Here is a 13,709-nt window from a genome sequence, read left to right as displayed (position 1 = left end):
TCAATGCTAGGCCCGGGGCGGCGTCGCCGCCACCCCGAACGCTCATGCGGCAGGCAGGGCTCAGAGGCGGCCCAGTTCCTGTGCGGTACGGTCGACGGCGATGCGGGTCTTCTCGACCAGCTCATCGAGTTCACTGCGCCCGGCCACCAGTGCCGGCGCCATGATCATCCGCCCCAGGGTCGAGCGAATGATCAGGCCCTCTTCGAAGCCAATGGTCCGGCAGCGCCAGGCGATGTCGTTTTCGTTGGCGAAACGCTTGCGGCTGGCCTTGTCTTCGGCGAACTGCAACGCCGCCACCAGCCCGGCGCCCTGCACCTCGCCCACCAGCGGATGCTGCTCGAACACCTCCCGCAGGCAACGCTGCAGATAGGGACCGGTGTCGTCCTTCACCCGGCTGACGATACCTTCGTCGCGCAGTGCCTTGAGGTTGGCGATCGCCACGGCTGCCGCCACCGGGTGGCCGGAATAGGTCAGCCCGTGGGCGAATACCCCGCCCTGCTCCACCAGTGCTTCGGCGATACGCCTGCCCAGCACCAGGCCGCCCATGGGGATGTAGCCGGAGGTCAGGCCCTTGGCGATGGACAGGGTATCCGGCTCGAAACCGAAGTGCTGGTGGGCGAACCACTCCCCTGTGCGGCCAAACCCGCCAATCACCTCGTCGGCGCACAGCAGCACGTCGTACTGGCGGCAGATGCGCTGGATTTGCGGCCAGTAGCTTTCCGGCGGGAAGATCATGCCGCCAGCCCCCTGGAACGGCTCGGCGATAAAACCGGCGACGTTCTCGGCTCCCAGTTCGAGGATTTTCTCCTCCAGTTGCAGCGCACAGCGACGGCCGAACTCCGCCGGGCTCAACTCGCCTCCCTGGGCATACCAGTAGGGCTCGTCGATGTGCGTCACATCCGGAATCAGCCCGCCCATCTCATGCATGAACTTCATCCCGCCCAGGGCCGTGGCCGCCAGGGTCGAGCCGTGGTAGCCGTTCCAACGGCCGATCATGATCCTCTTCGTCGGCTTGCCCACCACCTGCCAGTAGCGGCGAACGGTACGGATCAGCACCTCGTTGGCCTCGGAACCGGAGTTGGTGTAGATGGCGTGGCTGTAGTGGCCGGGCAGCAGGCTGAACAGCAGCTCGGACAGTTCGACCACCGCCGGGTGGGTGGTGTGGAAGAACATGTTGTAGTACGCCAACCGATCCATCTGGGTCGCCGCCGCGGCGGTCAGGTCCTTGCGCCCGTAGCCCAGTTGCGTGCACCACAGGCCGGACATGCCGTCCAGATAGCGTTTGCCGTCGTTGTCCCACAGGTGCAGGCCTTCCCCGCGCACGATGACCCGAGGGCCTTCGGCATTGAGGGCCTTCTGGTCCAGGAAGGCATGAATGTGGTGCGCGGCGTCGGCCGCCTGGTAGTCGCGGGTGGTACGTTGCGGGGTAACGGGGGCGTTCATGGCCATGACTCCTATCGCGTTGTGGTCTTTTTCCAGGCAGCAGCCTGCCGTAAGCCCATGGCCGGTGTTCATCCGGGCCAGGACCCTCGTTGCAGCGGGATATCCATCAGTGTCGGTGATCAAGGTAGTGCGCCAGTGGGTCCTGGCCCAGACCGTCCCGGGCCAGGGCCAGGGAATTGATGAACAGCGAGAACAGTTCCGAGTGCGAGGAAATGTCCAGTTTCACGTAGATGTTCTTGCGGTGACTCTTGATGGTGTCCTCGGCGACGCCCAGGCGTCGGGCCAGCGACTTGCTCGAATGCCCCCGCAGCAGCAGTTGCACGATGGCGCACTCGCGCTCGGTCAGCACCGAGGCCCCGAAGGTGTTCAGCGCACGGCCGATCTGTCGCTCGATCGCGCTCTCGAAACGCCCGCCCAGCACCTGGCCTTCCAGATGGCGCCAGTGCTGGCTGACCACGGCCAGCACCCACGGGGTCACACGCTGGAGGTCGCGCAGTTGGCTGGCACGGTAGGTGGCCGTGGTGGCCAGCTCTACGGCAATCACCAGTTCCGTGCCCAGCGGTACGAGGTAGTTCACCTCATCCTCCAGGTGCGAGTGCTGGTAGAACGTCAGGTAGTACTCGCTGCGCTTGAAATGGTCCGGCGCCACATCGGCCAACCGGTAGCAGCCGGCGCTCGCCCCTTCCATCGCCGCGCGGTAGAACGGGCACAGCAGGTAGTGGCCGCCGATGTACTCGCGGATGCTGCCCTGGGGCAACCAGGGCCCGTCATCCCGGGTCTCGGCCAACGCCGACGGCAGCCCCTGGCGCGGAAACAGATAGACCATGGTGCCCTGGCTCGGGGCCAGGTGGCACAGCGCCGCGAACAGGGCATCGACGAAGCCTGGCTGGCCGATCACACAGGTGACGTCGGCCATGTGGCGGTACCAGTCTTGGGTGGTCAGTCGATTGCTTGCCATCGAGGCGGCCTTTTGCAGTTCAGCGCATGCCGGTACCGGTGGTGGTGTTCGGCCAGGGGCATCTTCTCATCACTGGAGGTGCCGGCCTATCACCCTTTGGGGTGAGCGGGTTTCAGCCGTCACAGCGCGGCCTGGCCGCTCCCTTGTGCGCTCAGCAGCAGATCGGCCGCCTTTTCCCCGATCATGATGCACGGCGCATTGGTGTTGCCACTGATCAGGGTCGGCATGATCGACGCGTCGGCCACCCGCAGCCCCTCCAGGCCATGCACCTTCAGTTGCGGACAGACCACGCTCATGGCGTCGGTGCCCATCTTGCAGGTGCCCACGGGATGAAACACCGTGGCGGCGTGCTTGCGGATATAGGCCAGCAGTTGCTCATCGGACTGCACATGGCTGCCCGGCAACATCTCGGTCCCGCGAATCGCCTCGAAACCCTGGTCGGCAAGGATCTGCCGCGCCAGCTTCAGGCCCTCGACCAGGACCCGCGCATCCTCGTCGTCGGCCAGGAAGTTGAAATCGATGGCCAGCGCCCCTCCCGGTTGCAGGCGCAATTGGCCGATGCTGCGCGGACGCAATACGCAGGTGTGCAGCGCATAGCCATGCCCCCACTCGAACAGGCGACCACGATGGCTGCGGTAGCCGGGCACGAAGTGAAACTGCACATCGGGCAGTTCGCCCGCCAGCGGCGTGCGGGCAAAACCGCCCGCCTCGACGTAGTTGGTGGTTAGCCAGCCCTTGCGGCCAAGCAGGTAGCGAAACGGCGCGGCGAGAATGCTCGGCAAGGCGCCCAGGGAAAAGCCCAGGGTCCGGGGGGATGGCGAACGCACGGTGACCAGGCCGTCGAGGTGATCCTGCAGGTTCTTGCCGACACCCGGCAGATCGTGCAGCGGCGTGACCCCGGCCTCGATCAGTTGCTCCTTCGGGCCGATCCCGGAAGCCAGCAACAGTTGCGCGCTGCCCAGGGTTCCGGCGCTGAGAATCACCTCGCGCCGGGCGCGGATCACCGACTCGCCGCGGGCATCGAGCAGACGCACCCCCACCGCGCGCAGCCCATCGAAGACCACGCCCTTGACCGTGCAGTCGGTGAGCACCGTCAGGTTCGGCCGCTGCCGCACCGGTTGCACGAAGGCACGAAAGCTCGACAGCCGCCTGCCGTCCTTCTGGGTCACGTTGTACAGCCCCGAGCCTTCGAAACGGGCGCCGTTGAAGTCATCGTTGCGGCGAATGCCACAGCGCTCGGCCGCCTGCACGAAGAGCCGTGACACCGGGTTGGGGTCGCGCGGCACATCGACGCACAACTCGCCCTGGGTACCGTGATAGTGCAGGTCCTGGCCGAGCAGGTTGCGTTCGGACTTCCTGAAATACGGCAACAGGCTGTTCCAGTCCCACCCCGGGCAACCCGCGGCGGCCCAGCGGTCGTAGTCGCTGGCATGCCCGCGGATGTAGATCATGCTGTTCATCGAGCTGGAGCCGCCGAGCATCCTGCCCCGCGGGGTGTGCAGGCGCCGATTGTTGAGCTGCTTCTGTGGCGTGGAGAAGAAGTTCCAGCTGTATTTGCGACTCTTGTACAGGGTGATGGTCCCGGCCGGTGTCTGGATACGCACGCTGTTGTCATGGCTGCCGCTTTCAATCAGGCAGACGCGGTTTTCCGGGTGGGCACTCAGCCGGTTGGCCAGCACGCAACCGGCCGAGCCGGCTCCCACAATGACGTAATCGAACTGCTTCATCAGACATTCCCCTGGACAATGGCGCTCGCGCCTGAACCACGCGAGGCATGAAGATTGCTGGCAGATGGGCAACGGGTGTGCCTGCCCTGTAGGTGTTGTTCTTCGATGCCGGACGGCATCGGGCCGCTTCATAGTGCCGGGGCGGCATCTCGGGGGAAATGAGTAAAAATGTTCCGCCTTACCCGGAAAAAACTTATAACCACGCACTATCGGGGTGCGCTTGAATAAGGTTCTGCAAGGTGTCAGATGAGAGGATTCCGTGGCCGCCTATAACCTTCGCCAGTTGAAGTACTTCACCGCCGTCGTCGAATGCGGCAGCGTCGCCGAAGCCTCGCGCAAGCTCTACATCGCGCAACCTTCGGTCTCGACCGCCATCCGCCAGCTCGAGGACAGCTTCAACGTCCAGCTGTTCATCCGCCAGCACGCCAGCGGCATGTCGCTGACCCCGGCCGGCAACCGCTTCTACCGCAAGGCCCAGGAGCTGCTGCGCATGGCGCACGAGTTCGAGCAGAACGCCCTGGCCGACAACGATGTGGTGGCCGGACAGATCGATATCGGTTGCTACGAGACGGTGGCGCCGCTGTACCTGCCGCGCCTCATCGCCGGCTTCCGCGAACGCTGGCCGGGCGTGGAGATCCGGATCCGCGATGGCGAACAGCAGGAGCTGATCCAGGCACTCACCAGCGGCAGCATCGACCTGGCGATGCTCTTCGAGCACGACCTGGATCACACCATCGAGACCGCGCCGCTGATGCCCCCGCAACAACCCTATGCGCTGCTACCGGCCGATCATCGCTTCGCCCATCAGGCCAAGGTGTCGCTACATGACCTGGTCCTCGAACCGATGATCCTGCTCGGGACCCTGCCCAGCCGGACCTACTTCGTCAGCATCTTCACCGAGCGCGGCCTGACCCCGCACATCACCTTCAGTTCCCCCTCGATCGAGATGGTCCGGGGCATGGTCGCCCAGGGCTTCGGCTTTTCGATCCTGGTCACCCGACCATTCTCCAACTACACCTATGACGGCAGGCAACTGGCCTGCGTCCCCCTGGCGGAGACCGTCACGGGATCGGGCCTGTCGGCCGCCTGGCCGAGACGCTCGCAACTGACCAAGCCGGCGCAACTGTTCGTGGAGTACTGCATCGAGGAGTTGGCGCGGCTACAGAAGTGAGTGCCGCAGGGGGCGTGAGGTTGCCGACGCAACCTCCGCATGGGGCCGTCATCGGACCTGACAAGCGAAAGCCAGGACCCGCTCCAGCATCTGGTCACAGGCCTGCAACTGCGCCAGGCTGACGAACTCGTCGGGCTTGTGCCCCTGATCCATGCTGCCCGGCCCGCAGACCACGGTCGGGATACCCGCCTGGTCGAACAGCCCGCCTTCGGTGCCAAAGGCCACCGTGCCGAACTCGCGCGAACCACAGAACTGCGCCACCCAACCGGCCGCCTGGCTCTCGACCGAAGTGGCCAGCCCCGGATAGCTCGACAACTCGGTGAAGCGAATGTCGCTCTGGGTACTGACCGCGCGCATCGCCGGCAACAGCGTGTCGGACGCGTACCGCTGCAGTTGTTCGGCCACTTGCCAGGGATCCATCTGCGGCAAGGCGCGCACCTCGAAATCGAACCGGCAATCCTCTGGCACGATGTTCAAGGCCTTGCCACCCTGGATCACGCCGGTCTGTACCGTGGAGAACGGCGGATCGAAGCGCCCGTCATGCTGGCCGGGAGATTTGAGTGCTTCGCCCAGGCGACCGAGTTCGACGATCAGCCGGGCGGCATACTCGATGGCATTGACCCCTTGCGGCGCGTAGGCCGAGTGGCAGGCCGCGCCCTGCACGTCACAACGCATGGCGAGCTTGCCCTTGTGCCCGAGCACCGGCTTGAGCTGCGTCGGCTCGCCGATCACGCACAGCAGCGGCTTGACCGCCCGCCCACGCAACACCTCGATCAGCGAACGCACGCCGAGGCAACCGACCTCCTCGTCATAGGACAAGGCGATATGCACCGGCAGGCGCAGGGCACTGTCGACCAGCGCCGGCACCAGTGCCAGGACACAGGCGATATAGCCCTTCATGTCCGCCGTGCCGCGCCCATAGAGGTTGCCGCCCCGCTCCGTCAGCTCGAACGGCGGACACGTCCAGGCCTGGCCGTCGACCGGCACCACATCGGTGTGCCCGGACAAGACGATGCCCGGCACATCCGCCGGGCCGATGGTGGCGAACAGGTTGGCCTTGCTCCCCTCGGGGTTGTGAATCAGTTCGCAGGGCACACCCAGTTCGGCCAGGTAGTCGCGCACGAACCCGATCAGCGCCAGGTTCGACTCGCGGCTGGTGGTATCGAACGCCACCAGCCGCGCCAGCAACTCGCGGCTGAGGCTCATCGATCATCTCCCGGCACACCGTAGCCAGGCGCCCGCGAAGGGTCCAGGGCGCGGTCGATGTAGTCCTGCATCTGCGGACGGTAGGCTTGCCACAGCTGGCCCAGTTCGCCGAGCGGATCCTCATCGGCCCAGTCGACGCGCAGGTTGACGATCGGCCAGAGCAGCTCGCCGACCACCACCAGCGCCGCCGAATGCACGGGACCGGCTTCACCGCCCTCGCCCAGTCCGGCCTGCATCGCCGCCAGCAGGCGATCGGCCAACTGGCCCTCGGCCTGCTCGAAGCTGCGGACCATCGCCTCGATCACCGCCGGGCTGGCCAGCATGTTGCCGGCCGCCACGCACTGTTCACCGCTCACGGCGTTGTTCACGCCGAGGGTTTCACTGCCACTGAAATGCGCGGTGCGCCCCAGGTGGTCGATGACGGTGATCTGCCGGTACTGGCTGTAGCCGTTGCGCGTCAGCACCCGGTCCAGCGCCTGGGCAGGAGAAAGGCCCTGCTCAAGCTCATCCAGGGCTTCCGGCCCCAATGCCGGCAAGGTGATGTTCTGCGAGGCCACCGCGCCCACGCCGGGACGCAGCCAGGGGCAACGGGCGCCGACGGCAATGCTCGACGAGCTGATGGCGATGCCGAACTGGCCGGTGCTTTCGCACCGGGCGACGATGGAAAAGGTCATGGCAAGGCTCCGTCAGCCGGGAATCACGGCGATCACGTCGATTTCCATCAGCCACTGCGGCTGGGCCAGGCCCGACACCACCAGCCCCGTGGAAATCGGGAACACGCCCTTGAGCCATTTGCCGACTTCCCGGTAGACCGGCTCGCGGTAGCGCGGATCGATGATGTAGGTGGTGGTCTTGACGATGTGCGACAGATCGCTGCCCGCCTCTTCCAGCAGTTGCTTGACGTTCTTCATCGCCTGCTCGGCCTGCGCGGCCGGATCCCCCAGGCCCACCAGGTTGCCGGCGAAATCGGTGCCGACCTGGCCGCGCACGTACACCGTGTTGCCGGCGCGCACAGCCTGGCACAGGTCGTTGTCCAGGGTCTGGTTGGGGTAGGTTTCCTTGGTATTGAACATGCGGATACGGGTGTGCGTCGGTGTGGCCATTGCAGGTTTCCTCGAAAAGGGCGAGGCACGCCCCGGGGGCGCGCCTGGCGGGGTTGATCAGGCGGTGGCGACCTGGGGCACGGGCGCGCTGGCGACGGACAGGGCACCGGCCGCCTGGCGCTGGGCGGCGTCCTCGTAGTCCTGGTAGGAACGCTGGGTGGCGATGTGGCCGGCCACATGCCGGGCGTCGTGCCACACGCCCCAGATGAACGCCGAACCGCGACGCGACAACCACGGCAGGCCGACGAAGTAGATCCCCGGCTCCCTGCCGACACCGCGCTGGTGCTGTGGCTTGCCCTTGTCGTCGAAGGTGTCGACCTGCAGCCAGTCGTAGTCGACGGCGTAGCCGGTGGCCCAGATGATCGAGCTCACCCCGGCCTCGGCCAGGTTCAGCTCACGCAGTGGCCGGGTGATGCAGGGCGAATCGCCGACGCGCTCACGGGCGCTCGGCTCCGGCGGCAGGTCCAGGCCGTTGCGTTCGATGTAGGCATCCGCGGCGTCGAGCAGAGCCAGGTAGCTTTCATCGCCCTTGTCGAGGTTGTCGACCAGGTCCTGCCTGAACGTCACCGTGCTGCCGTTGAAGGACTCGGTCAGCCCGACCAGGATCATGCCAGCCTGGGCCAGGCGACGGAAATCCACGGTATGGCCGCCTCGGGCGCCACTGACGGCGATGGTCACGTGTTCGCGGCCGGCCTGCATGGTCTCGGTGTCCCACAGCCCGAGCACGCCCAGCCACCAGCAGAAGTCGCGGTTGCGGTAGGCACGCGGCGGACGATCGTGCGGGCCGACCGAGAGATAGACCTGCTTGCCGGCGCGCTGCAGTTCGTCGGCGATCTGTACACCCGACGAACCGGCACCGACCACCAGCACCGCCCCTTCCGGCAGTTGCTGCGGGTTGAAGTACTGGGCCGAGTGGATCTGGTACAGGCGCTCATCCCTGGGGGCGATGGCCGGAATCACCGGTTTCTGGAACGGACCGGTCGCCGCGACCACGCGCTGCGCACGGATCGTGCCTGAACAGGTCTCCACCGTGAAGCCCGGACGCCCCGCATGACGCGTCACACGCTTGACCTCGACACCGGTGTGGATCGGAGCGTTGATCTTTTTCGCGTAGGTCTCGAAGTAGGCCGCCACCTGATCCTTGCCGGCAAAGCCATCGGGATCGATGTCGAATTGCAGCCCCGGGAAACGGTCATGCCAGGCGGGTCCGTTGGCCACCAGCGAGTCCCAGCGGCCGGTGCGCCAGGCTTCGGCAATGCGGCTGCGTTCCAGCACCAGGTGAGGCACACCCTGTTTGCTCAAGTGTTCGCTCATGGCCACACCGGCCTGGCCGGCACCCACCACGAGGGTATCGATTTCAATGTTATCCAATGACATGAGTTATATCCTTCACCAGGACTTTGGTGTATTTGAATGAACAGTAGTTGCGAGCCGGCTGCAGCAGATTAAGTAGCGCCTGGTCATCGGTAAATTATTATTAAACTTGTGCCTGACTATAATTATTCGATATCGCCAGACAGTCGGATAAAACAACTTCCAAACCCGTGAAACAGGTTTGGAAGTTCCCCCTCAATGGGCAACTTGCAAGTCGTCATGCAGCAGGCCGAGGATGTCGCGTTTCATCTCGATGAATTCGCGTTCCATCACCATGTCCATGTCACGCGGGCGCGGCATCGGCACATCGAGTTCGCGCTTGATCCGCCCCGGTCGTGCGCCCATCACGTAGACCCGGTCGCCAAGCAGGATGGCCTCGTCGATATCGTGGGTGACGAACACCACGGTTTTCTTGCTGTGCTCCCAGACCCTGAGCAACAGTTGCTGCATCTGCATGCGGGTCTGGCTGTCGAGCGCGCCGAAAGGCTCGTCCATCAGCAGGATCTGCGGGTCGTTGGCCAAGGCCCGGGCGATGGCCACCCGTTGCATCATGCCGCCCGAGAGCTGCTTGGGATAACGCTCGGCGAAAGCCGTCAGGCCGACTTCGTCGAGGTAGTAATCGACGATCTCCTTGCGCTCCCGGGCGGCCATGCCCTTGCGCTTGAGGCCAAAGGCGATGTTGTCGCGCACGCTCAGCCAGGGAAACAGCGTATAGCTCTGGAACACCATGCCGCGGTCCGCGCCAGGCCCCCGCACCTGTTGCCCGCCGACATGGATCTTGCCGGAGGTCGGTTCGGCCAGCCCGGCCGTGAGGTAGAGCAGGCTGGACTTGCCACAGCCGGAAGGCCCCACCAGTACGGCGAACTGCTGGTCCGGCACGTTCAGCGAGACGTTCTCCAGGGCGGTGAAGATATTGCCGTCAGGGCTGCGGTAGCGCAGGCAGACCTGATCCACCTGCAGCCGCGGCTGCGCACCCACCGGCTGTTTCACCGGGTTGACCGGCATTTGCATTGCAGTTACTGCGCCCATGACACCACCTTGAGCCGAAGCACCCGGAACAGTTGATCGGTCAGCAGGCCGAGCAGGCCGATGACCGCGATAGCGAGGAAAATCACGTCGACCTGAAAGCCGCGCATCGCCTTGAGGCTGATGTAGCCCAGGCCGCTGGAGGCGGCGACCAGTTCGGCGACGACCAGGTAGGTCCAGGCCCAGCCCATGGTCACCCGCAAGGTGTCGAGCACGCCCGGCAGCGAAGCCGGGCCGAGCACATGCACGATCACGTCGCGACGGCTGGAACCGAGGGTGTAGGAGGCGTTGATCAGGTCCCTGGAGACGCCCTTGGACACGTCGGCCACCATCACCAACTGCTGGAAGAAGGTACCGAAGATGATCACCGCGACCCGCTGTTCCAGGCCGATGCCGATCCAGAGGATGAACAGCGGCACGAAGGACGTCACCGGCAGGTAGCGGATGAAGTTCACCAGCGGCTCGAGGAACGCCTGCACCACCCGGAAGCTGCCCATCAGCAACCCCAGCGGCACGGCGACCAGCGAGGACACGGCAAAGCCGATCAGCACCACCTCGACGCTGGCCAGCACGTGCTTGCCCAGGGTGCCGTCGGCGGCCAGGCGCAGACCCGCCTCGACCACCGCCCCTGGCGTGGGCAGAAACATCGACGGCACCACACCGCCGTAGGACAGCCCGGCCCAGAGGCCGAACACCAGCAGCCAGCCCAGCGCACTGGTGCTGAACACCAGGGCTGCCGGCAGCTCGACTTTCGGGGTCAGGCAGCGACTGACCCAGGATTGACGATCGATCATCAGGGAGCCTCCGCCTTATTGCTTGACGAAACGGGTGTCGACCAGGTCGCCGTAGGAAACGTCCAGGGTCTTGTTCTGCAGGCTGCTCCAGGTGTCGTCGGCCAGGCGGATGATGCCGGCGATCTCGCCTTGCTTGCCTGGTGTGCCCAGCAAGGCCTCGCTCATGGCCTGGTCATAGAAACGCACGCCCTTGGCGGCCGCGGCCAGTTCCTTGGGGTCGGCCAGGTAGCCACCCACGCCCTTGGCCATGATCTTGTAGGCTTCTTCCGGGTGGTCATGGGTGTACTGCACGGCCTTGTACAGCCCCTTGACCAGCGCCTTGACATCGTTGGGTTGCCGGTCGATCACATCGCACGACAGCGCGACCACATCGACGATCACCCCCGGCGTGGCACTGCTGTCGACCAGGACCTTGCCCTGGCCCTTTTCACGCACCAGCGACAGGTGTGGCTCCCAGGTCACTGCGGCCGGCACGCGGCCGGCGATGAACGCGGTGGCGGCATCGTCAGCCGTCATGTTCTGCACATCCAGATCAGCCAGGCTCATGCCGTTCTGCTTGAGCAGATACGACAGCCAGAACTGCGACACCGAGCCCTCGTTCACGGCGATGGGCTTGCCCTTGAGGTCCTTGAGGCTGGTGACGTCCTTGCCCACCAGCACCCCGTCGCCACCGTGGCTTTCATCGAGAGCGGCGACCGCCCGGAAGCAGAAGTCCTTGCTGCGGTACTTGAGAATCTCGTCGATGGTCGAGGCGGAGCCCGAAAGCTTGCCCGAAGCCTGGGCGGCCATGTACATCGACGCTTCTTCCATGGTGGTCAAGGTGACGTCCAGCCCCTGCTCCTTGAAGTAGCCCAGATCGCGCGCCAGGTACAAGGTACCGTAGCCGACCCAGGTGGTGTGACCGATGGACAACGACCCCGCCTGCGCGGTACCGGCCATGCCCACGGCCAGTGCCGAAACCAGGAGAGTTTTACGAAAGGAAAGTCCACGCAAGATGTTTGACATGATTAAACGCACTCCCGCTGCCTATTGGGTTGGTTGTTATTTATCTGGCAGTACCGGCCATGGGCCAAAAGAGGATTGCATCGCGCCCGCTTCGAAAGAGCCGGCGGCAACTTGTCACTGTGGTGTTTCAATATTCCCTCAGGAATACCTACTCAGAAAGCATCAAATATATGGAGTGGATATAGGAAAAACATAACGGCTGTTTCAACCACGCAGTTGGAACCAGGTGGTCTTGAGCTGGGTGTACTTGTCGAACGAATGCAGCGACAGATCGCGCCCGAAACCCGATTGCCTGCCCCCGCCGAACGGAACCGTCACATCCAGCGCATCGACCGTGTTCACCGACACCGTACCGGCCTTCAGCGCCCGCGCAACCCGGTGCGCACGATTGAGGTCATCACTCCAGACCGAAGCCGCCAGGCCATAGATGCTGTCGTTGGCCAGACGCACCGCCTGCTCCTCGCTGTCGAACGCACTGATCGCCAGCACCGGGCCGAAGATCTCCTCGCGGGCCAGGCTCATCCGGCTGTCGACGTTCGCGAAAATGGTCGGTTCGATGAAGTTGTCCGAGCCGTCGATGGTCAGGCGCCGGCCGCCACACACCAGCCGGGCGCCCTCCTCGCGCGCCAGGTCGATGGCCTGGACGATTCGCGCGCTCTGCCCGGCGTCGACTATCGCACCGGCGCGGCTGGCCGGATCCAGGGGATTGCCGGGCAACCACTGGCGGGCCTGGGCGTGCAGACGCTCGACGAACTCGTCGTGAATCGAGCGCTGCACATACAGTCGCGAGTTGGCCGAGCAGACCTCGCCCTGGTTGAAGAAGATCCCGAACGCGGCCTTCTGCGCCGCCAGGTCCAGGTCCCGGCAATCGTCGAACACCAGATTGGCGCTCTTGCCGCCACACTCGAGCCACACCTGCTTGAGGTTCGACTGGGCGGAATACTGCATGAAGTACTTGCCGACCCGGGTCGAACCGGTAAACACCAGGCAATCCACGTCCGGGTGCAGGCCCAGCGCCCGTCCGGCGTTTTCGCCCAGGCCCGGCACCACGTTGAGCACGCCTGGCGGCAGCCCCGCTTCCAGGGCCAGTTCGGCCAGGCGCAGCGCGGAGAATGGCGACTGCTCGGCGGGCTTGAGCACCACGCTGTTACCGGCGGCCAGTGCCGGCGCCAGCTTCCAGGCGGCCATGTCCAGCGGGAAGTTCCACGGCACCACGGCCGCCACCACTCCCAGGGCTTCGCGGGTGATGGTCGCCAGCACATTGGGCGCGGTCGGCGCGACCTGGTCATACAGCTTGTCGAGCGCCTCGCCATACCAGGCGAAGACGTGAGCCGAACCCGGCACGTCGATGTTGTAGGCATCCATGACCGGCTTGCCCATGTTCAGCGAGTCCAGCAGGGCCAACTCTTCACGGTTGGCCATGATCAGTTCGGCCAGGCGCAGCATCACTCTCTTGCGCTCACCCGGCGCCATGCGTGCCCAGGGCCCCTGCTCGAAGGCTCGACGGGCATTGCTGACCGCCAGGTCGACCTCGGCCTGGCCACAGGACGCCACGCGGGCCAGCAATTGGTGGGTGGCCGGGTTGATGGCGTCGAACGTTGCACGATCGGCGGCGCTGACCGGCCGGCCATCGATCAGGGCCTTGTCGCAAAAACTCAGGCCGGCGGCCCGCTGCTGCCAATAGTCGAGGTCGTTCATACGCACTCCAGGCGTTGCGTGGTGTATCCGGGGCCGTCACTCGACGTACTCCCGGGGTCGGAGTGCATTCTGGTGGGAACCCGGCGCGCGGCGAAACCAGCTTTTTCCTGTTGCCTGAACAGGAAAAAGCTAAGGCCTTACAGACGTAGCCGGACCGGCCGGCCCCACGGGTTGTTGCGCAACCAGGCCCTGCGGAATCGCGAA

The 13,709-nt window shown here is 65.0% G+C and carries 12 protein-coding genes; 1 reads left to right on the top strand and 11 read right to left on the bottom strand.

Going from position 1 to position 13,709, the window contains the following annotated elements; all coding sequences use genetic code 11:
* Positions 1-60 precede the first annotated feature (60 nt).
* The 3 genes from ACM62G_RS26480 to ACM62G_RS26470 all read right to left on the bottom strand — a co-directional run bounded on the left by ACM62G_RS26480 (position 61) and on the right by ACM62G_RS26470 (position 4,128).
* On the bottom strand, positions 61-1,443 hold the full coding sequence (locus ACM62G_RS26480; protein ID WP_419735968.1) for an aspartate aminotransferase family protein: 1,383 nt from the start codon (positions 1,441-1,443) through the stop codon (positions 61-63).
* A gap of 106 nt (positions 1,444-1,549) precedes the next feature.
* Positions 1,550-2,401: a helix-turn-helix transcriptional regulator gene (locus tag ACM62G_RS26475; protein ID WP_273820893.1), complete on the bottom strand. Its 852-nt coding sequence runs from the start codon at positions 2,399-2,401 to the stop codon at positions 1,550-1,552.
* A gap of 119 nt (positions 2,402-2,520) precedes the next feature.
* A complete protein-coding gene (locus ACM62G_RS26470) occupies positions 2,521-4,128 on the bottom strand; it encodes a GMC family oxidoreductase (protein ID WP_419735967.1) in 1,608 nt (535 codons plus the stop codon).
* Between the two features lie 259 nt (positions 4,129-4,387).
* Here ACM62G_RS26470 and ACM62G_RS26465 point away from each other — a divergent pair, with 259 nt between their 5' ends.
* Positions 4,388-5,299 carry a LysR family transcriptional regulator gene (locus tag ACM62G_RS26465; RefSeq protein WP_273820895.1) on the top strand — a complete coding sequence of 304 codons (912 nt, stop codon included), beginning with the start codon at positions 4,388-4,390 and terminating at the stop codon, positions 5,297-5,299.
* A gap of 48 nt (positions 5,300-5,347) precedes the next feature.
* Here ACM62G_RS26465 and argE read toward each other — a convergent pair whose 3' ends face one another.
* The 8 genes from argE to ACM62G_RS26425 all read right to left on the bottom strand — a co-directional run bounded on the left by argE (position 5,348) and on the right by ACM62G_RS26425 (position 13,505).
* On the bottom strand, positions 5,348-6,505 hold the full coding sequence (gene argE, locus ACM62G_RS26460) for an acetylornithine deacetylase (protein ID WP_273820896.1): 1,158 nt from the start codon (positions 6,503-6,505) through the stop codon (positions 5,348-5,350).
* A complete protein-coding gene (locus ACM62G_RS26455) occupies positions 6,502-7,179 on the bottom strand; it encodes a DUF1028 domain-containing protein (protein ID WP_054060471.1) in 678 nt (225 codons plus the stop codon). The genes argE and ACM62G_RS26455 overlap by 4 nt, the downstream gene beginning before the upstream one ends.
* A gap of 12 nt (positions 7,180-7,191) precedes the next feature.
* Entirely contained in the window at positions 7,192-7,608 is a 417-nt protein-coding gene (locus tag ACM62G_RS26450; RefSeq protein ID WP_419735966.1) for a RidA family protein, read from the bottom strand.
* Between the two features lie 57 nt (positions 7,609-7,665).
* Positions 7,666-8,985 carry a flavin-containing monooxygenase gene (locus ACM62G_RS26445; RefSeq protein WP_419735965.1) on the bottom strand — a complete coding sequence of 440 codons (1,320 nt, stop codon included), beginning with the start codon at positions 8,983-8,985 and terminating at the stop codon, positions 7,666-7,668.
* Between the two features lie 192 nt (positions 8,986-9,177).
* Positions 9,178-10,011: an ABC transporter ATP-binding protein gene (locus tag ACM62G_RS26440; RefSeq protein WP_273820898.1), complete on the bottom strand. Its 834-nt coding sequence runs from the start codon at positions 10,009-10,011 to the stop codon at positions 9,178-9,180.
* Positions 9,999-10,802 (bottom strand): ABC transporter permease, encoded by an 804-nt coding sequence (locus ACM62G_RS26435; RefSeq protein ID WP_054060467.1) that lies wholly within the window; start codon positions 10,800-10,802, stop codon positions 9,999-10,001. Before ACM62G_RS26435 ends, ACM62G_RS26440 begins: the two co-directional genes overlap by 13 nt.
* A 15-nt stretch (positions 10,803-10,817) precedes the next feature.
* A complete protein-coding gene (locus ACM62G_RS26430; protein ID WP_416773502.1) occupies positions 10,818-11,741 on the bottom strand; it encodes an ABC transporter substrate-binding protein in 924 nt (307 codons plus the stop codon).
* A 270-nt stretch (positions 11,742-12,011) separates the two neighbouring features.
* Positions 12,012-13,505, bottom strand: coding sequence for an aldehyde dehydrogenase (locus tag ACM62G_RS26425; protein WP_419735964.1), 1,494 nt, complete (start codon positions 13,503-13,505; stop codon positions 12,012-12,014).
* Positions 13,506-13,709 lie beyond the last annotated feature (204 nt).

The sequence above is a fragment of the Pseudomonas sp. COR18 genome, from assembly GCF_048568395.1.
Taxonomy (GTDB): domain Bacteria; phylum Pseudomonadota; class Gammaproteobacteria; order Pseudomonadales; family Pseudomonadaceae; genus Aquipseudomonas; species Aquipseudomonas fuscovaginae_B.
Note: the sequence above shows the minus strand (reverse complement) of the source record. Positions and strands in the feature narration are given on the sequence as shown.